Annotated in this window: 33 protein-coding genes; 26 read left to right on the top strand and 7 right to left on the bottom strand. The window is 59.3% G+C overall.

Translation table 11 applies throughout. The annotated features are described in order from the left end of the window. The 4 genes from ACYZTK_RS08960 to ACYZTK_RS08945 form a co-directional block, all read right to left on the bottom strand. A complete protein-coding gene (locus ACYZTK_RS08960) occupies positions 1-246 on the bottom strand; it encodes a hypothetical protein (protein ID WP_462014102.1) in 246 nt (81 codons plus the stop codon). Between the two features lie 72 nt (positions 247-318). Further along, positions 319-684, bottom strand: a complete 366-nt coding sequence (locus ACYZTK_RS08955; RefSeq protein WP_462014101.1) for a hypothetical protein — start codon at positions 682-684, stop codon at positions 319-321. After that, the gene (locus tag ACYZTK_RS08950) at positions 681-1160 is read right to left on the bottom strand and encodes a YmfL family putative regulatory protein (RefSeq protein ID WP_462014100.1); all 480 of its coding nucleotides are present in this window, start codon (positions 1158-1160) and stop codon (positions 681-683) included. The genes ACYZTK_RS08955 and ACYZTK_RS08950 overlap by 4 nt, the downstream gene beginning before the upstream one ends. Positions 1161-1189: 29 nt before the next feature. Continuing rightward, positions 1190-1390, bottom strand: coding sequence for a DNA-binding protein (locus ACYZTK_RS08945; protein WP_430954122.1), 201 nt, complete (start codon positions 1388-1390; stop codon positions 1190-1192). Positions 1391-1482: 92 nt separating this feature from the next. On the opposite strand from ACYZTK_RS08945, the gene ACYZTK_RS08940 reads away from it, so the two are divergent. Both ACYZTK_RS08940 and ACYZTK_RS08935 read left to right on the top strand, forming a co-directional pair. Next, a complete protein-coding gene (locus ACYZTK_RS08940; protein ID WP_462014879.1) occupies positions 1483-1830 on the top strand; it encodes a helix-turn-helix domain-containing protein in 348 nt (115 codons plus the stop codon). Positions 1831-1931: 101 nt separating this feature from the next. Further along, a complete protein-coding gene (locus ACYZTK_RS08935) occupies positions 1932-2117 on the top strand; it encodes a hypothetical protein (RefSeq protein ID WP_462014099.1) in 186 nt (61 codons plus the stop codon). 69 nt (positions 2118-2186) lie between these two features. On the opposite strand, the gene ACYZTK_RS08930 is transcribed toward ACYZTK_RS08935, so the two are convergent. From ACYZTK_RS08930 to ACYZTK_RS08920, 3 genes are all read right to left on the bottom strand, one after another. After that, positions 2187-2444 (bottom strand): ogr/Delta-like zinc finger family protein, encoded by a 258-nt coding sequence (locus ACYZTK_RS08930; protein WP_462014098.1) that lies wholly within the window; start codon positions 2442-2444, stop codon positions 2187-2189. A 62-nt stretch (positions 2445-2506) separates the two neighbouring features. Next, the gene (locus ACYZTK_RS08925; RefSeq protein WP_462014097.1) at positions 2507-3388 is read right to left on the bottom strand and encodes a phage portal protein; all 882 of its coding nucleotides are present in this window, start codon (positions 3386-3388) and stop codon (positions 2507-2509) included. Continuing rightward, positions 3300-5363 (bottom strand): terminase large subunit domain-containing protein, encoded by a 2064-nt coding sequence (locus ACYZTK_RS08920; protein ID WP_462014096.1) that lies wholly within the window; start codon positions 5361-5363, stop codon positions 3300-3302. Before ACYZTK_RS08920 ends, ACYZTK_RS08925 begins: the two co-directional genes overlap by 89 nt. Positions 5364-5524: 161 nt before the next feature. Between ACYZTK_RS08920 and ACYZTK_RS08915 the strand changes: the two genes are divergently transcribed. The 24 genes from ACYZTK_RS08915 (at position 5525) to ACYZTK_RS08800 (ending at position 22890) form a co-directional block, all read left to right on the top strand. Then, on the top strand, positions 5525-6448 hold the full coding sequence (locus tag ACYZTK_RS08915) for a GPO family capsid scaffolding protein (RefSeq protein ID WP_462014095.1): 924 nt from the start codon (positions 5525-5527) through the stop codon (positions 6446-6448). A gap of 1 nt (position 6449) precedes the next feature. After that, a complete protein-coding gene (locus ACYZTK_RS08910) occupies positions 6450-7466 on the top strand; it encodes a phage major capsid protein, P2 family (RefSeq protein WP_462014094.1) in 1017 nt (338 codons plus the stop codon). Further along, positions 7466-8194, top strand: a complete 729-nt coding sequence (gene gpM / locus ACYZTK_RS08905) for a phage terminase small subunit (RefSeq protein ID WP_462014093.1) — start codon at positions 7466-7468, stop codon at positions 8192-8194. The genes ACYZTK_RS08910 and gpM overlap by 1 nt, the downstream gene beginning before the upstream one ends. 98 nt (positions 8195-8292) lie before the next feature. Beyond that, on the top strand, positions 8293-8754 hold the full coding sequence (locus ACYZTK_RS08900) for a head completion/stabilization protein (protein ID WP_462014092.1): 462 nt from the start codon (positions 8293-8295) through the stop codon (positions 8752-8754). Further along, positions 8751-9197, top strand: a complete 447-nt coding sequence (locus ACYZTK_RS08895) for a phage tail protein (RefSeq protein ID WP_462014091.1) — start codon at positions 8751-8753, stop codon at positions 9195-9197. Before ACYZTK_RS08900 ends, ACYZTK_RS08895 begins: the two co-directional genes overlap by 4 nt. Continuing rightward, entirely contained in the window at positions 9184-9867 is a 684-nt protein-coding gene (locus ACYZTK_RS08890) for a virion morphogenesis protein (protein WP_462014090.1), read from the top strand. Before ACYZTK_RS08895 ends, ACYZTK_RS08890 begins: the two co-directional genes overlap by 14 nt. 11 nt (positions 9868-9878) lie before the next feature. Continuing rightward, on the top strand, positions 9879-10994 hold the full coding sequence (locus tag ACYZTK_RS08885) for a DUF2586 domain-containing protein (RefSeq protein WP_462014089.1): 1116 nt from the start codon (positions 9879-9881) through the stop codon (positions 10992-10994). Positions 10995-11000: 6 nt separating this feature from the next. Then, on the top strand, positions 11001-11450 hold the full coding sequence (locus ACYZTK_RS08880) for a phage protein (protein WP_462014088.1): 450 nt from the start codon (positions 11001-11003) through the stop codon (positions 11448-11450). Continuing rightward, a complete protein-coding gene (locus ACYZTK_RS08875) occupies positions 11450-11662 on the top strand; it encodes a TraR/DksA family transcriptional regulator (RefSeq protein WP_462014087.1) in 213 nt (70 codons plus the stop codon). The genes ACYZTK_RS08880 and ACYZTK_RS08875 overlap by 1 nt, the downstream gene beginning before the upstream one ends. Continuing rightward, positions 11659-11865, top strand: coding sequence for a hypothetical protein (locus ACYZTK_RS08870; protein WP_462014086.1), 207 nt, complete (start codon positions 11659-11661; stop codon positions 11863-11865). The genes ACYZTK_RS08875 and ACYZTK_RS08870 overlap by 4 nt, the downstream gene beginning before the upstream one ends. Then, on the top strand, positions 11862-12389 hold the full coding sequence (locus ACYZTK_RS08865) for a lysozyme (RefSeq protein ID WP_462014085.1): 528 nt from the start codon (positions 11862-11864) through the stop codon (positions 12387-12389). Before ACYZTK_RS08870 ends, ACYZTK_RS08865 begins: the two co-directional genes overlap by 4 nt. Further along, positions 12377-12853 carry a lysis protein gene (locus ACYZTK_RS08860; protein WP_462014084.1) on the top strand — a complete coding sequence of 159 codons (477 nt, stop codon included), beginning with the start codon at positions 12377-12379 and terminating at the stop codon, positions 12851-12853. Before ACYZTK_RS08865 ends, ACYZTK_RS08860 begins: the two co-directional genes overlap by 13 nt. Positions 12854-12884: 31 nt before the next feature. Then, positions 12885-13172 (top strand): putative phage tail assembly chaperone, encoded by a 288-nt coding sequence (locus ACYZTK_RS08855; RefSeq protein ID WP_462014083.1) that lies wholly within the window; start codon positions 12885-12887, stop codon positions 13170-13172. 23 nt (positions 13173-13195) lie between these two features. Continuing rightward, positions 13196-13336, top strand: a complete 141-nt coding sequence (locus ACYZTK_RS08850; protein WP_462014082.1) for a DUF6890 family protein — start codon at positions 13196-13198, stop codon at positions 13334-13336. Between the two features lie 6 nt (positions 13337-13342). Further along, positions 13343-15325, top strand: a complete 1983-nt coding sequence (locus ACYZTK_RS08845) for a phage tail tape measure protein (RefSeq protein WP_462014081.1) — start codon at positions 13343-13345, stop codon at positions 15323-15325. Next, complete coding sequence (locus tag ACYZTK_RS08840) at positions 15322-15639, top strand: DUF2590 family protein (RefSeq protein WP_462014080.1); 318 nt, start codon at positions 15322-15324, stop codon at positions 15637-15639. Before ACYZTK_RS08845 ends, ACYZTK_RS08840 begins: the two co-directional genes overlap by 4 nt. Beyond that, entirely contained in the window at positions 15636-16811 is a 1176-nt protein-coding gene (locus tag ACYZTK_RS08835) for a baseplate J/gp47 family protein (protein WP_462014079.1), read from the top strand. The genes ACYZTK_RS08840 and ACYZTK_RS08835 overlap by 4 nt, the downstream gene beginning before the upstream one ends. Then, positions 16804-17391, top strand: a complete 588-nt coding sequence (locus ACYZTK_RS08830) for a phage tail protein (RefSeq protein ID WP_462014078.1) — start codon at positions 16804-16806, stop codon at positions 17389-17391. Before ACYZTK_RS08835 ends, ACYZTK_RS08830 begins: the two co-directional genes overlap by 8 nt. Before the next feature lie 8 nt (positions 17392-17399). Beyond that, positions 17400-19085, top strand: coding sequence for a phage tail-collar fiber domain-containing protein (locus tag ACYZTK_RS08825; protein WP_462014077.1), 1686 nt, complete (start codon positions 17400-17402; stop codon positions 19083-19085). Positions 19086-19093: 8 nt separating this feature from the next. Then, the gene (locus ACYZTK_RS08820; protein ID WP_462014076.1) at positions 19094-19804 is read left to right on the top strand and encodes a DUF4376 domain-containing protein; all 711 of its coding nucleotides are present in this window, start codon (positions 19094-19096) and stop codon (positions 19802-19804) included. After that, positions 19801-20721 (top strand): hypothetical protein, encoded by a 921-nt coding sequence (locus ACYZTK_RS08815; RefSeq protein ID WP_462014075.1) that lies wholly within the window; start codon positions 19801-19803, stop codon positions 20719-20721. Before ACYZTK_RS08820 ends, ACYZTK_RS08815 begins: the two co-directional genes overlap by 4 nt. Next, on the top strand, positions 20718-21260 hold the full coding sequence (locus ACYZTK_RS08810; RefSeq protein ID WP_462014074.1) for a baseplate complex protein: 543 nt from the start codon (positions 20718-20720) through the stop codon (positions 21258-21260). Before ACYZTK_RS08815 ends, ACYZTK_RS08810 begins: the two co-directional genes overlap by 4 nt. After that, positions 21257-21967 (top strand): hypothetical protein, encoded by a 711-nt coding sequence (locus ACYZTK_RS08805; protein WP_462014073.1) that lies wholly within the window; start codon positions 21257-21259, stop codon positions 21965-21967. The genes ACYZTK_RS08810 and ACYZTK_RS08805 overlap by 4 nt, the downstream gene beginning before the upstream one ends. Continuing rightward, entirely contained in the window at positions 21940-22890 is a 951-nt protein-coding gene (locus tag ACYZTK_RS08800; RefSeq protein ID WP_462014072.1) for a hypothetical protein, read from the top strand. The genes ACYZTK_RS08805 and ACYZTK_RS08800 overlap by 28 nt, the downstream gene beginning before the upstream one ends. Position 22891: the final 1 nt, after the last annotated feature.

The following is a 22891-nucleotide window of genomic DNA, read 5'->3' as shown; positions in this document are numbered from 1 at the left end:
TTACTTCACTGCCTTGAGGCTAAGGCCGAGGCTTTGGGTTATGGCGCCGATCAGGTGCTTCTGGGCAGCCATCACAGGGCTGTTGGCGAGAATTGATCCATGGCGCAAGCCATCAGGAATCATGCGGTACTGATCTGCGTACCAGAGGTCATTGAGGCTGAGACGGTATTGCTCGCGCAGGTTGGCCAAGAGCGCTTGGGCCTGACCTGGTGTCAGTTTTGCGTTGATGTTCATGGCGTTTTCCATCGTCAAACCTCTATTCCGGGCGCAGCTCACCCAAGCCCACAGCGGCGGGACGGGCGATTCAGTGGGTGGGTATTACGGTGCGGCTATGCGGAAACGACCGTTGTCCGGTGCGTTGAGAATGCGTTCGTAGATCAGGCTGACAGGAACAGCCCAAGCGTTACCGGTGGCGGGATCGATGATGACTGTGTGCGTCGACGTGCTGCTGCTCATGTCCAACCGCTGCCGATCGCGGATCGCTGACATATCGCTGCAAGCCAGGTGAACAAGCTTTTCGGCGGTGGTCGTCAAAACGTCGTAGTCGGTTACCAAGTGCTGCACTGCACGATCAAACAACTGCTGATCGTCGCCCAAGTGTTCGCATTGGTGGCGCTCCAGAAATGCGAGCGCTGCTGCTTTGAGCACGTCCTGGTATTCAAGTACCGCAGGCAGATGGTTCATTGAGTAACCCCTGATTTGTTGCGGTACAAGTCAATGGCTGCCAGCACTTCGGCGTGGCGTGCTGCCATGTGCAGGTTGTGGGCATTGAGGATGTGTTCGGCTTCGGTTTCGGAAATGCAGCCGTCCGCTAACGCTTTAGCAATCTCTTGATCAACACATCCGCGCTTGGCTGCTACGTTCACAGAAAGGGTGTACATCTCTACGTTGTCCAAACTCTCTGGATCTGCCACCGGAACGAACAAACCGCCGTACATCGCTGCCACGTAGTTGGGCAAATGCTGAGTGCCGGCTTCCTGTTCCAGTTGGTAGAGCTGGGCGTCTGATAGCGGACGGCTGTTGTTGTTTTCGTAGGCGTGGTTGTCGAACTTTTTCAGTGCCAAACCTATGCGCGCTGCAGCGCATTCCCGGCCACCCGGATAACTACAGATAATGGCGCTGACAACTTCCCGGCGAGTTTTTAGAACTGAACTTTTCATGTTCTGCTTTTCCCTGTGGCTCAGTGCCATTACTGTTCGATCACGCCGTCTTTGATACCGAGTAACACGGCGGCGCGATGTGCCTCCCCACGGCGACCTTTGATCCGACCGTTCAATAGGTCGCTGACTAAATTTTTGTTCAGCCCATGTTTACGGCTGAATTCCGCAATGCTTATCCCTCTGCGATCCAGATCAGCGCGGGCTTGCTCGGGCGTAACAGTGGCGGGCATAGTGGTTACTCTGTTCGTTTGTGGTTGTTTGCGTTTGTCTGGGGTGATTCTTGGTCAAAAAATTGATCAAGTCAATGGCGGTGAATAAAAAAATGCTCATAGCGGATCAAGTAGGTGAACGCCTGAGGGAAGAGCGCGAGCGCTTAGGATTAAATCAAACAGAGTTTGGAGCGCTTCTTGGGGTGAGTCGTGGGACTCAAAAGAACTATGAGTTGGGAGCGAATTCGCTCGACCTTCGCTATGTGGCGGCACTTGAAGAGTGCGGTGTAGATGCAGCGTTTGTATTGACTGGCCGGCGTTCCACGCCGCTGGGACAACTGTTTTCTCCAGAAGAAGAAAAGCTGATCAAGCAATACAGAAGCATCACGCCGTTCGACCAGGAGGCGATTCGTCGTTTCCTGCAAGCCATGGCCGACGACGCCGCCCGTCATCGGAATTAACTTGTAACAAAGCATGTGCGGCATTCGTCGCCCCCTCATCCAAAAGCCAGTTCTCGCCCCGATATCGTCGATTCAGCAATGCACTTTATGGAGTAGTAAGCATGTTGGATCGCACAAAAACTGAACCCATCACCGTTCAAACCAATGAGTTCGAATGGGTGGATCTGTCCAAAATTGAACGTCGTTTGATCCGCCTGTATCGCCTGTTGAATGAGCAGGAGCAACTTCAACTCCGGCGGATGTCCCAGGTACTCGCCACCAATCCGAATGAGCCGGCCAGAAACTGATATTCCGCGTCGCTGATAGCCCGTTCCATGTAATCGATCGCCGACATCGTTGAGTCGGCGATTTGCGCATCACTCCATCGCCTGCGATCCAAACTGTTCAAACAGCTCCCGCTGCTTCGCTTTGGGCATGCTCTTCAAGCAATCGAGCAACATCCTTTCGTAGGTCTGAGCCGATGGACTCACCGTGTGAGAAAACGTCAGGTGGGCAACCCAGCTGTGCCCGCACTCTACGTTCAAGCACAGGCAGTAGAGCGTGACGAAATCCGGTGAATGCTTTTTGCTGTCCCGAATCAAACCCTTGTTTCCGCATTTGCATGTAACTCGCATTGTGTCCCTCCCCAGGGCAGCCAATCGCCACTATATTGCCACAATATATAGTGGCAATCCCCTCAAGCCGTACCGGATGCAGTGGTATCCACTGGTTCTTTGATTTCTCTCCAGGTGAATCGCCTGTCTTCTCGTAGAGAGTCGTTCAGCTGATTGAACAACTGGCAGATCGGTCGAATCTCGTTGCTGGTGTATACGCGATCGATCTTTTCGATGTCCCCAAAACCCGCGCTGTTTTCCGGGATGATGCCCGCCAGAGCTGGGTTCATTCGCCAGGCTGCAATCACGTCGTTGCGCGTAATGTTCTTTACCTTCTCCAGCTCGTCCTTGGCCTGAAAGTCTCCTACCGGAATGATCTGAATAGCCTTCTCGGCACCGCCAGGGATGTTTACAAACATCGATCGGAAGTTGCCGACGCCCTTGCTGGCGCTGATCTGGTCGCGAAGCGTCTCTTCGTCGTCCTCAGTCAGGTTCGGGTCGTTGGTGTAGAAGATGTAACCGGCGTGCGCGCCATTGCTGTAGTAGCGCCGGCGGAAGAGGGTGGCCGCCTCGTTCAACAACAGCGCCTGCATGCCACCTAAGTATTCAGGAACGCCATAGACGTTTTGTTCAACGTCGTAGTTCAGGACGTGCTCGATCTCGTCCTGGTGAAACTCCTCTTCTTTGCCATCCTTCAGCAGCATCACGAAACCGCTATCGACTTTGATCCGCATGTTGATCGCCGGGAGGTGTTGCATTTGCAGTACCTGGCCGAACGCATTGCGAACGCGCAGGAAATACGCTTCTCCGAAAACCATAAAATCCAATGCAGCCCGGCTCATGGTGCTGACCGAGCAGCCTGCTGATGGCATGAACTCACGCAGCAACAGGTTGCGCTTGAACCCCGGTATGGCGCCGTGGTGAGCGTTGGCGCGCAGCAGCTTGGCCAGACCCTGACGCGACACGGGCGGGGTGTACAGACGTCCGTCGTGACTGGCGAACACGCCCAGGTACTGCCCGATGTTGTCGGTGAGGACCTGTTCCGGTGCCCCGAACGAAAACGCCCGCATGGGACCGGGTGCCGATGGTTGTTGCTGCTTTCTTACTGGTTTGCCCATGGGTACTTGATCCGCTGAGTGCATAGCGGCTGCGCCGCTGCTTGTTGATGTTGAGAGGTTCATGGGCCAGGGCATGCATGATCGCCCAGGCAATATCGGCATGGCCCGAGGCGTCAGTACGCGATGCGCTATACGTGACCTGGCCACCGCCAGTGGTGCCGCGCTTGATCGTCAGGAAGGCCTGGGCGATGTCGTTCCAGCCAGCGTCCCACTCGATCCGGCTGCCCTGAATCGTGTCCTGGGCCTTGAGCACCAGGGTGTTTTTGGTCTCGAGGCTGTAGTGGATTGAGGTCGCACGCGGGTAGAAGTCGCGCACCAAGTCGAACACGCCGTATCCGATGCCGGTGGTATCGATGCCGATGTGCTGGACGTTGAATCGCTCGGTGAGCTTCTTGACCTGGTCGGCCTGGTACTTGAACGACTGTCCCCGCCAGCTGTACTTCTCCAGGATCCGGAACTTGCCACCATCCTCCAGCGGCGGTGCGATGACCACGCAGCTCGCATCGTCGCGGGTGCGGCTCGGGTCGTAGCCAATCCAGACGGGGCTGTTGCCGAACGGTCGGGGATCGTCCGGGTCGTAGTCGGTCCACAACGACAGGTCGGAGTAACAACGCTCGAGGTCGACCAGGGAAAACGCACTCTGCGTGCTGTCGATGAACTTGCACATGAACAGCTGCTGAAATTTGTCCTCGTCGTACTCCAGCTGCAGCTGCTCGAGGTCGAACAGATCACAGCCGCCAGCGATGGCGTCGAGGATGGTGATGACCTTGCGCCATTGCCCGTCCGGACACAGTGAGCCAGCTGCAGCTTGGGCTTCGCTCGGCCACGGATCTTTGGCGTTCTTGCGTTTGCTGTTGCGGAATTTCTCACCGGTCCAGAACGGGTAGGCCTGGTGCGACACCGCGCTGGGCGTGGAGAAGTAGGTCTTTCGCCACTTCTTGTGTGTGGCCATAGCACTGGCGACGGTGTTGAGTTTTTCGAAGTCGCGAATCCAGAAGTACTCGTCCACGTAGACGTGGCCATGATGGCCCTGGGCGGTGCTGCTGTTGGTGCTGAGAAAGCGCAGCTCGGCCCAGGGCTTGCCGTCCTTGCTCAAAACGATCGGGTTGCCGGTCAGCTCCAGGCCGAACCATTCCTGGGCAAATGAAATGATGTAGCTGCGGAAAATTTCGGACTGTGCGCGACTGGCGGACAGGAAGATCTGGTTGTCACCCGTGAGCACAGCGTCCATGAACGCTTCGCCGGCGAAGTAATACGTCAGACCCACCTGGCGGCTTTTGAGGATGTTGCGGATACGGCTCGTCAGCGGGTTCTGTTTGGCGGCAAATAACTCCTTCTGGTAGCCGTACATTTTGCTGATGAACTTGTCGAGGAAGTCCACCTCGGTCAGCTCGCCGACCTCGTTTTTAGCTTTCTTATCGCGCTTCTTTCCGCCCTTGTCGTTGCGATCGCCACGCTCACGACGCTCGCTGCGTTGTCCTTCTTTGCGCTGGCCATCGTCCGCCGGCGGATCGCCGATCGGCGTCGGTACCAATTTCACGGATTGCTTCAGCAGCCGATCGCGGACGGTCGTCAGGCGGTCGAGCTCGTCCAGGTCGCCCTTGGTCAGCGACGTGGCTTTGTCCAGGATGAGAGTGATGCGCCGGCCAACGGCCGTCAGCGGCTCTTCATCCGACAGCATGTCGTCCCACTCACCCTGACGGATCCAGTAGTAAATGATCCGGATGTTGGGCAGGGACAATTGCGCCTGAATTTCACGCGGCTTGCACCGGCGTAAATAGAGGCGTTTGGCGGCTTCTTTAAGTTCGGGGGCGTATGGCATGACCGCAGTCTATGCGGCGAAAACACGCGAAACGCGGGGTTAAAAACCACGTTCTTCGTAGAACCAGATTCTACGAATGGCGCCGCAGCAAAGCGTTTGTTCGGTGGTGTTCCGGTGCATATCGTGGCGGCTCAAATCAAGATTGAGCGCAGTTAACGCCCATGCCCCGTTCCCTAGTTTCGTATTGGAAACGTGTCGCCACCAGCGGCCCGACCGTAGATGGTCGCGAAATCCTTCCCCAGGAACTGCGCGATATCGCCGAGACGTATGCACCCTCCAAATACACCGCCGTTATCTGGTGCGAGCACGAACGCTGGAGCGGATCCCACGGCACCGTCTTCGCCGTGCGCCTCGTTGAGGAAGGCGATGATTTGGAGCCTGGTCAAATCGCGCTGGAAGCCCAGCTTAAGCCGAATCAGAAGCTGCTTTGGCTCAATGACCAAGGCGAGAAACTGTTCTCCAGCATCGAAATCTGGCCGAATTTTGCCGGTACCGGCAAAGCCTATCTGACCGGCCTGGCTGTGACTGACCAACCTGCAAGCCTCGGCACCCAGGAACTGTACTTCTCGCAGCGCACCAACAAAGCAACGTATTACGCCGCCTCTGTCGAGCTGGGCGATCTGAACGAAGAAAAGCCTCAAGGCGAGATCGCCAAGCTGGCGGCGATGGTCACCAGCCTATTCAAGCGCTTCGCTGTCGAGCCCCCGGCAGCCGCTGACAAAACCGACCCCCCCAACGAGAGCAAACCCCCAATGGATGAAGCTACAGCTACGGCTTTGAAGGCCTTGCTGGCTCAATTGCTTGTTGTCGCTGCCGGCATTCAGGCAGTGATTGAGCCTGCCGCCGAAGACGCCCCAGAGCCTGATCAGGCGCCGATCGATGACGTGCAGACAGCGGTGGACGACATCGTTTCTACAGCCGAGCAGGATCGAGAGTTTACCCGTCAAGGCGCAGGCAACAAGGCGCTGGCTGCCAGTGTCGCCCGCATTGAAAAACAGTTCAGCGCTTTGTTGAACACTCCGAAAGGCCGCGATCTGCCACGCACCACTAGTGCCGCTGATCAAAAGAAAGCGCGGGTGCTCTGACATGTCTCAATCTCTGAGTATTTTGGGCGCCAAAATGTACGCCCAGATGCAGCTCGATATTGCCGAGAATTACGGCGTTGAGCTGGCGAATAAAATGTTCAGCGTTGAGCCGACAATCGCTCAAGAGTTGAACGAGGCAATCACTGCCAAGTCGGACTTCCTGCAGCGCATCAACGTCATTGGCGTGAGCGAGATCAAAGGTCAGAAGGTGTTCTTGGGCGTGTCTGGTCCCGTGACCGGCCGCACCAACACTAAGACCACCGATCGCGAAGCCAAAGACGGCTCGGCTCTCGACGAAAACACCTACGAGCTGTTTTCCACCGAGTCCGACGTTAGCCTGCCATACGCGAAAATAGACGCATGGGCGAAGTTCCCGGACTTCCATCAGAAGTACTCCGCTGCTGTGCAGAAACAGATCGCGCTCGATCGCATCATGATCGGCTTCCATGGCACCACTGCCGCCACGCAGACCGATATCGTCGCCCACCCGATGCTGCAAGACGTCAACAAGGGGTGGCTGCAGATCGCTCGTGAGCAGATCCCGCAGCAGGTCATGAAGCAAGGTTTGACTGCCGGCAAAGTTACGCTGGGCGAGGGCGGCGACTACCCGAACCTTGATGCCCTGGTGCACGACACCAAGCAGATGGTCGATGAGCGACTGCGTGACGGTGGCGACTTGATCGCGATCATCGGCAGCGACCTGCTGGCCTCTGACAAAGCCAAGTTGTATGCCAAGCAGGGCGATGTCCCGACCGAAAAAGAACGCATCGAAGATGCCCAGGTTATCGCGACCTATGGCGGTCTACCGAGCTTCAGCGTGCCGTTCTTCCCGGTCAACGGTGTCGTGGTCACCAGCTTCGACAACCTGTCGATCTACTTTCAGGACAGCAGCTGGCGCAAGCAAACCATCGACAACCCGAAGCGCTCCCGCGTCGAGGATTACAACAGCCGTAACGAAGGCTATGTGATCGAGCAGCTGGAAAAGTTCGCGATGACTGAAAACGTGGAGCTCGTCTGATGAGCCTGGCACTGGCGCACAAGCGCCGAATTCTGGCCGAAGGTCCAGCCGCTGCACGCGCCGATGCCGAATCGGTGGCGTATTCATCCGCCACTGCGTTGTCCAGTCCAGCAAACGCGAAGAAGCACTTGAAGCTAATGGAAGACGCAATGGCGCAGGATCTTGAGCGTCTTAGCTCGATGGATAACCACGGGCTGCGCCAGCTGCTCAAGCGTGACGAGTTGCTGCCCAAATACCTGGACTACGTGCAGCGCTACCGCGATTCCGGATTGAGTTTCCCGAACTCGGTAGTGATGCAGGTCTTGGTCTGGCTGTTTGATACCGAGCAGTTCGAAGCAGGGTTCGACCTGGCCGGCTTCGCGATGGAACAAGGGCAAGCAATGCCTGAGCGCTTCAAGCGCAACGTGCAGACCTTCGTTGCAGATGCGGTGATCGACTGGGCCGAGGCTGAGTACAAGGCCAAACGCAGTCCCGAACCGTACCTCACCAACCTGCTGCCTTTGGTGGACGGTGAATGGAAGCTCTTTGATCGCATTCCGGCTCGCTATCACAAGCAGATTGGGATTCTCGCGCTGGACCAGCGGGATTTTGCGAAAGCCATCACCCACTTCGAACGTGCGGAAGCGCTGTACGAAGGGATCGGTGTGGGCACTCGCCTGGAAGGCGCTCGCAAGGCACTGACAAAAGAGCAGGCCCAACAACCACCGGCTGACACAGCCGCCGAATAACTGACTACCCCCCCCGGCGAGAAACTGTGGATGTGAGCCAACCATTTTTGGCCTGACCCACTGAAACAGTTTTCCCGCCCCTATTTGAGTGCCCAGCAATGAGCTTTTCCGGGAAACCCACCACCTTTGTGGATCAGGCGATCGAGAATGACGGCTTCTGGCCGAACCTCTCCTTGTCCGACTTCCAGAAGGGTTACCGCCTGCCGGCGGAGTACCTGGTAGACATGCTGGCCACTGATCTGACCACGGCAATGATCGAGGTCAACAAGGATCTCGCCAAGCGCAAAGCAGCCTGGCAATCCGTAGGCATCACCTCCGTGGAATCTGCAGACCCTACGGTGCTGCAGGAACGCACATTTCACGCAGCGACGTACAAGCGCGCCGTGTATTGCCGCGCAAAAGCCAGTTTGCTGACGCAGTTCGCCACCGTGACCCGCCGTGAAAGTGCGGAGAACACCGGAAAAGAATTGCCCGAACGTGGCGAGACCTTCCTCGAGTTCAGCCAGCAGGCCGTGCGTTCGCTTCAGGGCCGTGGCCGCATTACGGCGGCACTCCTGTGATCAAACTGCGCGCACTCACCACGTACCTGATCGCGCGTCAGCTGGTGCTGCCTGAGCAGCTCGACAGCTGGACCGACCAGGTGAACCTGGGCCTGATCTGGAAACCGGACGTCGGCGGTCTGCACATGGGTGACATGCGTTACAGCGCGACGATCGCCCTGGAGCGTTTCGCCGATCACCCCGGTCGCCTGATGGCGTTGGTGGGCAGTTGGCTTGAGAACAATGACCAGGACCGTGACGAACTGCCGGCGCCGAAGTTCGACATCACCATGCTCGACAACGACTTGGCCGACGTGGACATCACCCTGGAGTTCAACGAGCCGCAATACCTGACCGAGGATCCTGCCGGCGAGATCGAGGCCTTCGGTAAGACCTGGGCGTTTGTCCCATTTGACCTGTGGGTTGCCGAGCACGGCGAGGTGGCCAGCTATGGCCGGTCGTAGCACGTTCGAGCTCGATGCTCGCGGCTATTTAGGCATCCGTGAGCAGTTGGCATTGCTGAGCCTGCCCCCGCAGCTTCGCCGGCGCCTGCTCAATAACGTCACAAAACGCGTCCGGACAATGAGCCGTAAGCGGGCAAGAGACCAGCGAAACCTGGACGGCTCGCCGTTCGAGGCGCGCAAAGGATCCGCCAAGGGCAAAAAGAAGATGGAAGCCGGCCTGGCCAAGCTGATGGTGGTCACTCGCGTGAACGCCAATGAGGCCGAGTTGGGCTGGCGCAACGCATTGACCAGCTGGGTCGCATCGCAGCAGCACCACGGCGTCAGCGAGCGCCGCACAGCCGCCCAAATGCGTAAGTGGAACACCGTCCCCGTCGGCTTGGCTGCTACAGAAAAACAGGCCAAGCGTCTGCGCAGGCTGGGCTTCAAGGTACGCCAGGAAGGCAAAAAAAGCCTCACGCGTCCGTCTGTGGCGTGGATTCAAGAGCATGTGAATTACGCCAAGGCTGGCCTGCTGATCCGGATCCTGGACGATGAAAAAGCCGAGAGCAGTGGCGCCCAGAGCTGGGAAATCACCTTGCCCAAGCGCCAGTTCATCGGGGTCAGCACCGAACGCGACACCGGCCTGCTGCTGAACCAGGTGCTCCAACAAATCCTTAAATCTCCCCGCTAGCGAGGCACTGCATGGCACTTGGCAAAGTCAGCGTAAACAATCTCAATCTGGGCCAAGGTGCCGTGACTGAGATCGAGCGCTATTTCCTTCTCATTGGCACCGGCGCGAAGAGCCTCGGCCAGCTTATTCCTCTGAACACCGACAGCGACCTGGACAGCACGCTCGGTATTCCAGCCAGTGATCTGAAAACTCAGATCATTGCTGCGAAGCTGAACGGCGGCGACCGTTGGGCCTGCCTGGCTGCGCCAATCGCGGCGGATGGTGACTGGTCCGAAGCACTGGAACAGGCCCAACAGCAGGGGTACTCCGTCGAGGCAGTGGTAATTACCAAGCCGGTGACTGCTGCAGCGCAACTGTCGGCCATGCATGACGCGGCGATCGATCTGAACAACGTCTATGGCCGGCGGGCTTTTGTGATGGCGGCAAGTGCCGGTATCACTCCGCTGCAGACCTGGGATCAATACCTGGTCGAGCAGCGGGCAATCACCATGGGCCTTGCCGCGCCGCGTGTCTTGGTCGTGCCTCAGTTGCACGGCAATGACCTGGGCGTGCTGGCCGGTCGTTTAGCGAATGCGGCTGTGAGCATTGCTGACAGCCCAATGCGCGTGGCTTCCGGTGCAGTGCTGGGCTTGGGCGCTGTACCCAACGACCTTGACGGCGTGCCGCTGCCATCCGCCATCCGTGCAGAGCTTGATAAAGCGCGCTTCTCCGTATCGCAGACCTACCCGGATTACCCAGGCGTGTTCTGGGGCGACGGCAACATGCTCGATTCGCCGGCAAGTGACTTCCAGGTAGTCGAGTACCTGCGTCTGGCCGACAAGGCTGCACGTCAAGTTCGCCCGTTGCTGATCCGTCGTGTCGCTGATCGTCGACTCAACAACACCCCCAACAGCGTGGCCGCAGCAATCAGTGCGCTGATGAAACCCCTGCGCCAGATGGCTAAGTCCGCCACGTTTGCCGGTCAAGTGTTTCCTGGTGAGATCGAGGCGCCGAAGGACGGCGACATCGTCCTGGTGTGGCTCAGCAAAACCAAGGTCGAGCTCTACATCAAGATCCGACCGCTCAACTGCCCGAAGGACCTGACGGCAAACATCGCCCTCGACCTTTCCACCGACGATTCGGAGTAACCCACTATGTCACGTATTGGCGGCAAAAACTTCGACGTGAACCTGGGAGATCTGCAGGTCCACGTCGAGAACTGCACACTGGATGTCACGGACAACACTGCCGTGGCGCAGAGCAAGGGCGTGCCTGATGGCCACGTCGACGGCGATGTCTCGGCTAGTGGTGAGTTCGAGTTCGACACCAGCAACTTCAACCTGCTGATCGAAGCTGCGCGCACTGCCGGAAGTTTTCGAGGGCTGGAAACGTTCGACATCGTCTTCTTTGCCAAGGCAGGTGAGGAAGAACTGCGCGTCGAGGCGTTCGGCTGCAAATTGAAAGTCTCCAGCTTGCTCGGGATCGATCAGAAGGGTGGCGAGAAATCCAAGCACAAGGTGCCGTTTGACGTCACCAGTCCGGACTTCATTCGCATCAATGGCGTGCCTTATCTGGCCGCCGCCGAGATCGAGGGCCTGCGCTGATGGTTTGCCCGTTCGATCGTGCCCAGGCGCTGGAACAACGCCAGCGTGATCAGGCGATTGCCGCCCAGCTCGCCAAGGCACGCCCGATCGGGCCAAGCCGTAGCGAGTGTCTGGACTGTGACGGTGAGATCCCTAAAGCGCGTCAGGCGCTCGACGGGATCTTGCGTTGCGTGCCATGCCAATCAATTTTTGAGAAAGAGGTTCGCCGATGAGCACGAATCAGGCTGCTCAGGACACCGCCATTGCATTTGTAAAGGCGTCACCGGCCATCGGCGTGGCCGCTACCGGTGTGACCGGTACCGTCGACTGGTCAGCGGTCGCCTACATGCTGACCGCACTTTATATGGTGCTGCAGATCGTTCTACTGGTCCCCAAGTACCAACAAATGCTGCGCGACTGGAAGGGCAAGTTATGAACCTGCGCATCAAGATCGCCACCGGCGCCATTGCGCTGGCCAGCGCTTCGTTGCTCGGTTTTCTCGGCAAGTGGGAAGGCCAGGGCCAGAACGTTGTGTACCCCGACACGTTGGCCCGTGGCCTGCCCACGGTGTGCAAAGGCATCACCCGTCATACCAGCCCTTATCCGGTCGTGATCGGCGATTACTGGTCAGACGCTCGCTGTGACCAGGTGGAGCAGCTGGTGATCGAGAAAGGCCAACTGGCTCTGGCTGACTGCCTGACAAATCAAGCGATCGGGCAGAACACCTTTGATGCCCTGAGCAGCCATGGCCACAACTTCGGTGTGCCGAGCACGTGCGCCAGTCGAGCCGTGGGGCTGGTCAATGCCGGACGCCTCCAAGACGGCTGCAAAGCATTGGCCTGGGGCCCCGATGGCAAAACACCGGTGTGGGCATTCGTCACCGATTCCAAGGGCCAAAAGCTGTTCGTGCGTGGCTTGCATGCGCGCCGCCTGGCAGAAGCGGAGCTATGCGTGAAATGACCATAACCCCGTTCCGATTTTTTCTCGTGGTGGCTCTGACCGGGCTGATTCCATTGTTCTGGTTCATCCAAGTCGTGCAGGACCGCGACACCGCTCGCAGCGAGCGTGATCTCGCCCGAAGCGAAGTCACCGGCCTGCGTGAAGCGGCGCGAATCAGCGGCGAGATGCTGGCCGCGAGCGAAGCCATCGATATTCAACGCACTCAGGAGCTCGCCATTGAGCGCAACAAAAACGATGTCCTGCGCCGCGCTGTTGGCGATGGCAGTCAGCGGCTGCTCGTCAACGCCACCTGCAGCAGTCCCAAGTCCCACCAGGCCAGCGCCGGCGGCGTGGCTGATGGGGGAACCGCCGAACTCGCAGCAGACGCTCGATCGGATTATTTCACCCTCAGAGATCAACTCGCCCTCAGCCGGCAAATGATCCTGGGCCTGCAAGACCACGTGCGCCGGATCTGCCTGCGCTGAACGTCACCCCTCAATCAAATGGAACAACAAGATGACCGAGAAACGCGAAATCACCCTGGAAGTCGGCGACAAAGAATTCACCTTCTCGGTAACGCCCCAGGACGTGACCAAGTACTTCAACGCCATGACGGCGAACAACAAGGTGTCGCCGTCGCACAACTTGCTGATCAACACCGGGCTCCACGCTGAGCGAGACGAGCTGCGCAAAGTGCTGCTCAACCCGGTGATGACGATGCAGATCTCCAGTGCACTGCTCGAAGAGTACGCGCCGGACATCGAAGTGATCGTAAAAAAGCCCTCGAGCACGCTGAGCGCCTGAGCGAAGACGGATTGGGCCAACTGATGGCCCTGTCCAGTCGTTGGCTACCTGGTGCAGAGCCCACACCCGAGGTGATGGGCACCGCCAAGTGGCTGGAGGACGAGCACTGGAGACGCATGGAAATCGCCGTGGCAAACGGCATCGCTTACGCATTGAACGGATAACCGCACATGGCTGACCGCGCCGCCCGCCTGGCCTTCATCTTGAGTCTGACCGACAAGGTCACAGCGCCCCTGGGCAAAGTGAAAATGGGGTTCTCCGACCTTGCCGAGAAGAGCGAAAAGAACATCAAGACGATGGGCCTGGGGCTGGGCGGCATGGTGGGCGCCGGCGTAGCAATCACGCAATCGTTGGCACCTGCCTTGGAAATGAACCGCGCCCTGGGCGAGGTTAAATCGCTGGGCGTGGCCGAGGACGCGTTGAACGCGCTGAACCGCAAGTCGCTGGAGTTTTCGGTGGCCTACGGTGAGAACGCCCGGGATTTTGTGGCGTCTGCGTACGTGATTGAAGGCGCGATCAAAGGCCTGACCGGCGACCAACTGGCCACGTTCACCAACACCAGCAACCTGCTGGCCAAGGCGACCAAGTCTGACGCGGACACCATGACCGCTTACGTGGGCACCATGTACAACCTGTTCAAAGGCCAAGCCGATGCCATGGGCAAAGGCGAATGGGTTGAGAAACTTGGTGGCCAGACAGCACTGGCGGTGCAGCTGTTTCGCACCGACGGCGCCCAGCTCAAGGACGCCTTCAAGGAAGTCGGCTCGATCGCTACGACGTTCGGGGTGGACCTGGCCGAGCAGTTCGCGGTTATCGGCTCGCTTAGCAGCACCATGGAAGGCGGGGACGCCGGCGGCATCTACAAATCATTCTTCGAGAACATCGGCGGCGCGTCGGAAAAGCTCGGCCTCAAATTCGTCGACCAAAACGGCAAATTACTGCCGATGCTCGACATCCTTGGCAAGCTGGAAGGCAAGTTTGGCGACCTGAACAGCGCGTCGACCGGCGCCAAGCTGATCGAGGCCTTTGGCGGGGAGGGCGCTCGGGTAATCACCGCGCTGACCAAGGACACCGAGCGCCTGCGCAACGGCATGGACCGGCTGGGCAAAGTCCGGGGTCTTGAGAACGCCGAGAACATGGCCAAGTCCATGGTCGACCCCTGGCAGCAATTCGGGGCGGCGGTCGAAGCGCTGCGCATCACCTTTGGTCAAGTGCTGATCCCGATCTTGGCCCCTCTGATGGACAAACTGGTTGCGATCGGGGCGGCCCTGAGTCGCTGGACGCTGTTGTTCCCGAACATCGCCCGAATCATTGGGATCACCACGCTGACCGTGTTCGGGATTATCGCCGCCATGTCGGCGCTCACCCTGGTGATCGGTATCAGCCGCATGACCTGGTTGGGAGTGATGACGGTCTGGAAGGTGGTGCAGTTATTGAACTTGCGCACTGCTGCCAGCTTCGTGCTGCAGAAGCTGGCGATCTTGGCCTACATCGCGGTCATCTACCTGCTGAGCGCGGGGTTGGCCATCGTCCGTGGCGTCATGCTGATGTGGCAGGGCGCGATCTGGCTGGTCAACGCGGCGCTGCTGGCCAACCCGGTGGTGTTGATCGTGGCGGGTGTGGTCGCATTGGTCGCGGCTGTGATCGCTGCCGTTTACTACTGGGACGAATGGACCGCCGCGCTGCTCAACAGTGACGCCTTCAAATGGGTCAGCGATCAGTTCAAGACGCTGTCCGACTGGTTTGGCTCCATGGGCGGCTGGTCAGCCATGGCCAAGGGCTCCTGGGACAGCATCGTTGGCGTCTTCTATAAGGCCATCAACAGCCTGATCGAGATGATCAACAGCATCCCGGGCGTGAACATCGAGGCGCGGTTCGGTGGGATGCCTGAAGTGCCGGGTGTCGATGCGGCTATGAATGCAGCCAATACCGCCCAGGCCGCGCAGAAAGCGAAACAGACTATCAATGCCGCAATCCCCAGCCTTTCACCGTCGCGGCCTTCCGCTGTACCACCTGGTGGACTGCTCACCAGCATTCAGAACACCAGCAGTCAGAACAAGGGCACGCACGTCGAGAACGTGAACATCCATACCGCTAAGCCAATGACTCCGTTGGAGCTGGAAAACATGGTCGCGATGGGGGTGGGCGGATGAGCCTCTACATCGATCTGCTGATCACTAATAACGACCTGACCCTGGACCCCTCGAGCCAACCGCTGCTGGTGGACGATCGGGCCAGTATTGCCCAGGACATCGGTCACATGATCCGCGAAAGCGGCCTCTTGGTGACGCTGGTAGCCGAACGTGACCGCTTCCGACAGGCCGACTGTATCCAGCAACTGGAGCTGCTGGTCGAGAACGACGTGCGCCTGGTCCCGGGCACCGTGCGGATCCTGGGAGAAGGGCAGGGCGAGTACCTGGTCACCGCCAAAACCGTTGAATTTGGATCTGTCGAGGTAGTGCTGTGAGTGACGTAGATTTCAAAAAGGCGTTGAGCGACGCCGGCATTCCGACCACAGAGGCCAAGATGCGTGCTGCCTGGGAGCTGGAAGTCATCGCCCAGGGCAGCAAGCTGAGCAATACGAGCGCCTGGTCGCCATTCTGGCGGGTGATCACCGCGCTGGTGACCAAGCCCGTCATGTGGCTGATCGAATTTATCGCCGGCACCGTGTTGCCGAATTTCTTCGTAAAGACCGCCACCGGCGCCTGGCTGGATATGTTGGCCTGGGCGGTCAACGTCACCCGCAAGCCGGCGACTAAAGCCGAAGGGTTACTGCTATTCACCAGGAGCGCGCTGGCCGGCTTGCTGGAAGTCCCCGTCGGTACCCGTGTTCAATCGATCGCGATCAACGGCAACGTGTACGAGCTGGTGACGGTGGCAGCGGCCAGTTTTGCCGACGGCGAATCGCAGATCCGCGTATTGGCCCGAGCCAAGCAGCCCGGCAGCGGGTTCAATCTTGCACCAGGTTACTTTTCGATTCTGCCCGAGCCCGTGCCCGGGGTTGTCCAGGTCGTGAATGCTGACGGCTGGCTGAGCCAACCAGGTGCGGATGTTGAGCCTGACGACGAGCTGCGTTTACGGGTGCGCAACCAATTTTCAGCGGTCAACCAGTGGCACACCGATGCGGTGTATCGCGCCATGATCGCCGCGTTTCCTGGTGTGCAGCCCGACGGCGTTTACTTTGAACACAGCGCACCCCGGGGCCCCGGCAGCGCCAACGCCTTTGTGTTGTTCGAAGCCGACTCACCAGCGGACACCTTCCTGGCTGAAATCAACAACTACATCCGGGACCAGGGCAACCATGGCCACGGCGATGACCTGTTGGTGCTGGAGATGCCCGCTACGCTGCATGCCGTCAGCTTGACGGTCTGGCCCAAGGCCGAAGTGGGTGCCGAACGTCATCCAGCATTGAAGGCCGACATCGAGCTTTACATCCGCGCCGCGTTTCGCGAAAGCACGGACAGCGATTACCAGCCAACGCTGACCCACCCGCAATCCCGGTTTTCCTTCAGTCGATTGGGCGAGGAGCTGCACCAGCAATTCCCGGGCATCGACTCGCTGAAGTTCGACAATGTCGACATCATTTCAGAACTGAACATCCCGCGCCTGTCCGGGGTTGAGGTGGTTCTGAATGCTTAAGTTGAGCCTTCCTTTCTGGCTCGACGGGCCGGAGCTAGCCAAGCTCAAAGCGGCCGCGCAAGCCTGGTGGGGCAAGGTCGAAAACTGGCTGCACTGGCCGTTGCTGCAAATGGACGCCGAAACCTGCCACCTAAGCGTGCTCGATCTGCTGGCCTGGCAGCGCGACATTCAGCGCTTTCATGGAGAGCCCGAACGCCTGTACCGCCTGCGGGTCAAGTACGCCTTTATCAACGCCGTGGACGCGGGCAGCACCGCTGGCATGGTGCGTATTTTCGAACGCCTGGGCGTGGGTTACGTGGAGATCCAGGAGCGCCTGCCGCACCTCGAATGGGATGTGGTGCTGCTGCACCTGTCTGACACGCAGCTGAGCGAAAACCCGGTGTTGCTGCGCGTCCTGATGCAGCAGTACGGCCGCACTTGCCGGCGGTACGACTTCGTCACGATCACCCCAGTGAAGCTGAACATCGGCGTGGCTGACTTCAATGATGACCAACAAACCCTTATTGCAACGCTGGATGACAGCGCCAGTCGCTTGGTCGTGATCAACGAGCTCGCATTGCTCACCTTCTTGAAACTTTAGGAGCACCCATGGGAGCTAGCATTACCCTTGCCGGCGAGAGTCTGATTGCCCAAAAGCAAGGCGCTGGGGAGAAGCTTGAGATTGCTCGCTTCATTCTGGCCCTTGTTCCAGGTCTCGATCCAAATGCCCCGGTCGATCGCGCAGCCGGCAAGCCGCCGGCGGCGCAGATCGTTTTCACCAAAGCCTACGACCGCAAAGGGTATGTCAGCCCCAACCAGGTGATTTACAGCCTGATGGTCGGCTCGGATGTGGGGGACTGGGACTTTAACTGGATCGGTCTGGAAGCCGCCGGCGGCGAATTGCTGGCCGTCGCGACCGTACCGGTGCAGCAGAAGCGCAAGAACATCCCGCCGCTGCAGATCGGAAACAACGTCACCCGTAACTTCCTGGTGGAGTTCAACGGTGCTCAGGCGCTGACGGGCATCACCGTTGATGCGAGTACCTGGCAGCACGACTTTACGGTGCGATTGAACGGCATAGATCGGCGCGAGCGCATGAGCAATCGCGACGTGTTTGGTCGTGTCTGCTTCCTGGCCAACAGCCTGCTGATGGAAACCAGTTTCGGGCTCTACCAAGTCAAAGCGGGCGTTGCTTATATCGAAGGGATTCGCGTCGAACTGGCAGAACCGGTGCAGACCCAACTGCCGGCGCTTCCGGTCAAAGCTTGGTTGGACGTTGCGCTGGCCCGGGAAGGCAGCGATGCGGTGGCTGCCTGGAAAGTGGTGTTTGGTGAGGCCAAAACGGACTACATCGACAGTAACGGTACTGCGCATTACGTGGTCGAGCTGGCCAGCGTTGACGTATCGGGTGCGATCACTGATTTGCGCGCAAGCGAGCCCATCACTGGCGCCCTGGTCAAGCAGTTCGCGTTGCGCAACGGTGACTACGAGAACCTGCGCGCCAGAGCGACGACAAAGGACGATGTCGATCTGGGCGAGTTGCCAAATGCCAAGAGCGATGACCCAGGTACTGACAGCAGTGAAGTCCTCGCTACCACCAAAGCTCTTAATGCGCTGCGCAAGATCATTGCTGACTCTGAGGTCGGGCGTATCGGCACGTTTGCGATGGCCACACCGCCACCAGGATGGTTTCGGGCGAACGGTGCCGCCGTTTCCCGCACGGTGTATGCCGCGTTATTTGCCAAGATCGGCACCACTTACGGTGCCGGCGACGGCGTCAGCACCTTCAACCTGCCAGACCCTCGCGGAAAGTTCATTCGTGTCCTGGACGATGGACGTGGCATCGATGCCGGCCGGACTCTGGGCAGCTCTCAAGCAGACGAAACGCGTAGTCATAACCATGGGGGCAGCTCGGCAGGCGCGGGCGGTCACGCGCATACGGCCTCTACCGGCGCAGCCGGCAGCCACTCGCACACCGCTTCAACGGGTAACTCCGGTAACCACGCCCACAGCGTGCGATCGGGTTCATACACGCCTGACGGTGTCGACATCAGCGGCGACGTCTGGGAGCCGCGGAACATCGTCAATTTTGGCGAGGATGGAGTTCACGACAAGCTGACCAGTGAAGGTGGAGCGCACAACCACTCCGTATCGGTCGATGGTGTAGCCGATCACAGTCACACCGTCTCGGTCGCGGGTGTCGGCGATCACAGTCACGCCATCACCGTGGGTTACGCCGGCGGGACAGAAACGCGCCCGCAAAACATTGCCTTCCTCGCCTGTATTAAGTACTGAGACCTGCCATGGATACCAAAGTCGTCTACCAAACCGATCACCTGGGCATCTTCACCGGCAAAACGGTGGCCGATCGCTCGCCGTTGGAGCCGGGTGTCTGGCTGATTCCTGGCGGTTGCGTGGAGGTCGCACCGCCAGTGGTGCCCGATAAAAAAGCCGCGTTCTGGGATGGCCGGCGCTGGCAGTTGGTCGACTCCTACCAAGGGTTGACGGCCTACAACGTTGAAACTCGCGAGCCCCTGGTGATTGAGCGTGCGGGATCTTTGCCGACGGGTTACACCCTGGAAGTCCCTGGCCCTGGACAAATTTGGGGCAATGGACATTGGGTCGATGACATCCCTGCTGTGATCGAACTGCGTTACGTAGTTCAGTTATCAGCGGTCAATCTGGCCTGTCTACAGGAGATCACCGGCGGGTTTTGGTCGGCGGTGTTGGGCGATCGCTTTTTCTACGACACCCAGCTCGAGGACCAACTGAACCTTGCCGGCATGATTCTGCGGGGGGCGGGTGGTGAATTTGCCTGCCGTAATGCATCCGGGGCGAAGGCCTTCCTGGAGCACAGCAGCGAACAGCTGCGCCAGATCGGCGACGAGTTCACCGAGTTCAAAATGCAGCGCCTGCGTAAGGTTAACGATCTCAAACAAGCATTGGCTGCGGCGCGATCGGCGTCTGACCTGGACGCGGTCAATGCTGTGAGATGGGAGTCCGCGCCAGTATGAATTGGGCCACCATCACCATGCGCTGGCCGGAGCAGTCCACTCAGTGGCTCAGCGACCTCGAGGCCGCCAAAGCTTTAGCCGGCAGTGAGTTGGCTAGCACCGCGCAACGCCTGGAAGGTCTGGCCGACTTGGCCACCACCTCACCAGGGCCGGTCGGTGCCGCCGCTGAAGCCGCCGTCGCTGCTGGTCGTGCAGGTCTGAGCGATTCCCTGGGCGAAGTGCCGGCCTGCCTGGTGGTGACGCCTTTCCAAAGTGGTGTGGGGCAGGGGCGCGGCTACCAGCGTTACCTGTCGGCACCTAACTTGCTGCAGCAGCTGGGCGAGAAACTGGAGGACGTCGGAGACGATGGTCGTCCGGCTGGCTCGCAATACGCCTTAGTTGTGATGTTCCTGGGTACGCGTTACGACAAATTCGCAGCGACCTTGTCCAGGTTCAACACTGTGCTACCCACGCCAGACCTGCAGCGCGCCGAACGCCGAGCGAAAAGCCTGTCCGCGCTGGACGCTGAAAAATGGGAATTGCCCACCGCCGGCACACTGCCGCGTTGGGGGGCTCTGCCTTTGGAGCGTTGCACCGTGACCAAGGCCGCCACCCAAGCCCTGAACAGTCAGCTGTCGGCATTGGAGAGCTACGCGGACAGTTCGCCGATGGCAGATCTGGCCAAGATGGCCATTCGCAAAGCCAGTCAGGCACAGGCGCAGGCGCAGAAATTGGTCGATCTCAAGTCTCAATTCGCCGGCGGCACTGCTGACGACACCATGCGCGCACGCATCCTTGGCCCAGGTAATGCCGCCGAGTTGCGTCGCCAGCTGCTACAGGGCGATGCACCAGGTCATGAGTGGGGACTGTCCGCCGGAGTGCTCCTGGTCGGATCCCTGAAAGGCTTGAGCTTTGTTCGCGAATTGGTGGGCCTATGACTTTATTGCTCGATGGCGAACAGGTGCGCGGTAAAAACCTCAAGGTCACGGCGAACCTGCGGATCGAAAGCGACGATCTGTCCGGACAGACCAGCAGCACCGAATCGGCTCACAAGGGCTTCAAGCCCAAGACACTGGCGGTCACGCTGCAAATCCCGTTTGTGGATAACGCCTTTTTACGCAAACTGATGCGCCTGGCCGAAGCAACCGGCACCGGTGGACAGCTCAAAACCTATCGGGTCGTAAACGATACCGCGTCTGCGTTTGGCGTGCGTCAGGTGGAATTCTCCGACGGCGTCAGCGCCCGGGAAGACGACTCACTTCGGGCTTGGCTTGTTCAATTCACGCTGTCGGAAAAGCTCTCCAACCCCGAGCGGGTCGAGACTCGCCGAGCCGGTAAGAGCGTTACCCAGCAAGGGGCCCCGGGACAGTCCGTGACTGCACCTGGTGCAGGCGAAACCGGCGAGAACGGTGAGGAACTGAGCGGTTTTGAAGCCACCTTGAAGAAACTGGATAACTACCTCGGCGGTGTTTCATGAGCATGAAGCTGCACAAAGTATTGACCATCGGTGGGGTGGTTTATCCGCTGATCGCCGATGACGTGCGCCTCGAGCTGCGATCGCCTGGCAGGGCAACGCTGACCATCCAGGCAGCGGTGCCGGTAAAGGGCTTGGTCACCCTCGACATCGGCTACAACGACAACCCGCTGCAGCGCCACTTCATCGGCTACGTCGAACGCTGCACGTCGTCCAACGCGATCGAGCAGGTGCTGTTCTGTCGCGAGCTGGCCGCGATCCTGGCCAACCCATTGCCTCTCAATCTGCGCCACGCAGATTTGAGCACGGTACTGGCCGAGATCAATCAGAAAACTGGGCTGAGCTTTCGCGTTCCGGACAAAGCTTACGCCAAGGTCAAAGCCCCCTTCTTTTACAACCTGGCCGCCGGCTACCAAGCCTTGGACAGCTTGCCCCGTGTTTTCGGTATACCCGACTTCATCTGGCAGCAGCAGGGTGACGGCGAAGTGTTTGTGGGCAGTTGGGCCGACAGCTTCTTTGGTGCCCGATCGCCGCTGCAGTTGCCGGTCGATCTGTTCAACGACTACCAGAACAACCAGAGCGCGATGATTGCGGCCCTTCCCGGGTTACGACCAGGTGCATCCATCAACAACGGCGAGCGGATCACCCAGGTGACGCTGACCGGCAACCAAATGGCGATCCGATGGAAGATGCAATCCGCCGCAGCGTAGAGCGGCAATTTCCTGAACTCACCGGCGGCTACCACCTGCCGCGCTTTGCCCGTGTGGTGGGTGTGGCTGATGCCCCCGCCGGCGCCGGTATCTGCGACGACTTCCGTCCGCGCTTCGCGGTCGACCTCGAGCTGCTGGGGGAAGACGACGAGCCGGATCCGCAATTGCCCGTGCTCGCTGGCGTCCCGCTGCCCATGCCGATGGGGGGTGACGAGATGGGATTTTTCGCATTCCCCGAGGAAGGGACACGGGTGGTCGTTGCCTTCGCCTACGGATTGCCGAACAAGCCGTTTATCCAGGCGATCCTGCCCCACGGCCTGAGCCTGCCCAAGGTGCCGAAGGGTGACCAGGTGTGGCAGCACAGCGATGCGGCGCAGCAGCGTGCCGACGCGGACGGTAACTGGCTGCGCCAGACCGATGGCCGGATTCGAGACAAGTCGATCGATCGGGAAGTTGAAAGCCTGACCAATGCCGAACGCCACCAGAGCAGCACGGTGGAGGTGGACGACCATTCGACTGAGTCGGTCGGCGGCATCAAAACGATCGAGGCGATCGGCGCGCTGAAGCTGTTGTCGGGCGGATCCGCGAGTCTGGCCGCACTGGACGACCTGCACCTGGCCAGCGGGCGCGACCTCAACCAGGTGGTGGGCCAGAAACTGAACCTGACAGTGGGAGGTGATCTGCAGGAGCGCGTTGAAGGTCTGCGACGCAGTGTCGCTCCCACGACCTGGTTGGGTTCGGAGTCGGTGAACGTGCTGCAGGTGTTGTGCGATCTGATCGACCTGGTCACGCAGATGAACACAGAACTGGCCGCTCATGTCCACGGGCCGAGCCCTGTCCCGACCACCGCTGCGAACTTCATCGAACACGCCGGTACCGGCATACAGCTTACTGGGCAGCTCAAGCCCATCACCGGAGCTTAAT

Source organism: Pseudomonas sp. LB3P31 (genome assembly GCF_054897945.1).
This window is presented reverse-complemented; position numbering and strand designations above follow the sequence as displayed.

Bases quoted from the DNA above. Each gene is read 5' to 3' on its own strand.
- ACYZTK_RS08960 (WP_462014102.1), bottom strand. From the start codon at position 246: ATGGAAAACGCCATGAACATCAACGCAAAACTGACACCAGGTCAGGCC.
- ACYZTK_RS08955 (WP_462014101.1), bottom strand. From the start codon at position 684: ATGAACCATCTGCCTGCGGTACTTGAATACCAGGACGTGCTCAAAGCA.
- ACYZTK_RS08950 (WP_462014100.1), bottom strand. From the start codon at position 1,160: ATGAAAAGTTCAGTTCTAAAAACTCGCCGGGAAGTTGTCAGCGCCATT.
- ACYZTK_RS08945 (WP_430954122.1), bottom strand. From the start codon at position 1,390: ATGCCCGCCACTGTTACGCCCGAGCAAGCCCGCGCTGATCTGGATCGC.
- ACYZTK_RS08940 (WP_462014879.1), top strand. From the start codon at position 1,483: ATGCTCATAGCGGATCAAGTAGGTGAACGCCTGAGGGAAGAGCGCGAG.
- ACYZTK_RS08935 (WP_462014099.1), top strand. From the start codon at position 1,932: ATGTTGGATCGCACAAAAACTGAACCCATCACCGTTCAAACCAATGAG.
- ACYZTK_RS08930 (WP_462014098.1), bottom strand. From the start codon at position 2,444: ATGCGAGTTACATGCAAATGCGGAAACAAGGGTTTGATTCGGGACAGC.
- ACYZTK_RS08920 (WP_462014096.1), bottom strand. From the start codon at position 5,363: ATGCCATACGCCCCCGAACTTAAAGAAGCCGCCAAACGCCTCTATTTA.
- ACYZTK_RS08915 (WP_462014095.1), top strand. From the start codon at position 5,525: ATGCCCCGTTCCCTAGTTTCGTATTGGAAACGTGTCGCCACCAGCGGC.
- ACYZTK_RS08910 (WP_462014094.1), top strand. From the start codon at position 6,450: ATGTCTCAATCTCTGAGTATTTTGGGCGCCAAAATGTACGCCCAGATG.
- gpM (WP_462014093.1), top strand. From the start codon at position 7,466: ATGAGCCTGGCACTGGCGCACAAGCGCCGAATTCTGGCCGAAGGTCCA.
- ACYZTK_RS08900 (WP_462014092.1), top strand. From the start codon at position 8,293: ATGAGCTTTTCCGGGAAACCCACCACCTTTGTGGATCAGGCGATCGAG.
- ACYZTK_RS08890 (WP_462014090.1), top strand. From the start codon at position 9,184: ATGGCCGGTCGTAGCACGTTCGAGCTCGATGCTCGCGGCTATTTAGGC.
- ACYZTK_RS08885 (WP_462014089.1), top strand. From the start codon at position 9,879: ATGGCACTTGGCAAAGTCAGCGTAAACAATCTCAATCTGGGCCAAGGT.
- ACYZTK_RS08880 (WP_462014088.1), top strand. From the start codon at position 11,001: ATGTCACGTATTGGCGGCAAAAACTTCGACGTGAACCTGGGAGATCTG.
- ACYZTK_RS08875 (WP_462014087.1), top strand. From the start codon at position 11,450: ATGGTTTGCCCGTTCGATCGTGCCCAGGCGCTGGAACAACGCCAGCGT.
- ACYZTK_RS08870 (WP_462014086.1), top strand. From the start codon at position 11,659: ATGAGCACGAATCAGGCTGCTCAGGACACCGCCATTGCATTTGTAAAG.
- ACYZTK_RS08865 (WP_462014085.1), top strand. From the start codon at position 11,862: ATGAACCTGCGCATCAAGATCGCCACCGGCGCCATTGCGCTGGCCAGC.
- ACYZTK_RS08860 (WP_462014084.1), top strand. From the start codon at position 12,377: ATGCGTGAAATGACCATAACCCCGTTCCGATTTTTTCTCGTGGTGGCT.
- ACYZTK_RS08855 (WP_462014083.1), top strand. From the start codon at position 12,885: ATGACCGAGAAACGCGAAATCACCCTGGAAGTCGGCGACAAAGAATTC.
- ACYZTK_RS08850 (WP_462014082.1), top strand. From the start codon at position 13,196: ATGGCCCTGTCCAGTCGTTGGCTACCTGGTGCAGAGCCCACACCCGAG.
- ACYZTK_RS08845 (WP_462014081.1), top strand. From the start codon at position 13,343: ATGGCTGACCGCGCCGCCCGCCTGGCCTTCATCTTGAGTCTGACCGAC.
- ACYZTK_RS08840 (WP_462014080.1), top strand. From the start codon at position 15,322: ATGAGCCTCTACATCGATCTGCTGATCACTAATAACGACCTGACCCTG.
- ACYZTK_RS08830 (WP_462014078.1), top strand. From the start codon at position 16,804: ATGCTTAAGTTGAGCCTTCCTTTCTGGCTCGACGGGCCGGAGCTAGCC.
- ACYZTK_RS08825 (WP_462014077.1), top strand. From the start codon at position 17,400: ATGGGAGCTAGCATTACCCTTGCCGGCGAGAGTCTGATTGCCCAAAAG.
- ACYZTK_RS08820 (WP_462014076.1), top strand. From the start codon at position 19,094: ATGGATACCAAAGTCGTCTACCAAACCGATCACCTGGGCATCTTCACC.
- ACYZTK_RS08815 (WP_462014075.1), top strand. From the start codon at position 19,801: ATGAATTGGGCCACCATCACCATGCGCTGGCCGGAGCAGTCCACTCAG.
- ACYZTK_RS08810 (WP_462014074.1), top strand. From the start codon at position 20,718: ATGACTTTATTGCTCGATGGCGAACAGGTGCGCGGTAAAAACCTCAAG.
- ACYZTK_RS08805 (WP_462014073.1), top strand. From the start codon at position 21,257: ATGAGCATGAAGCTGCACAAAGTATTGACCATCGGTGGGGTGGTTTAT.
- ACYZTK_RS08800 (WP_462014072.1), top strand. From the start codon at position 21,940: ATGGAAGATGCAATCCGCCGCAGCGTAGAGCGGCAATTTCCTGAACTC.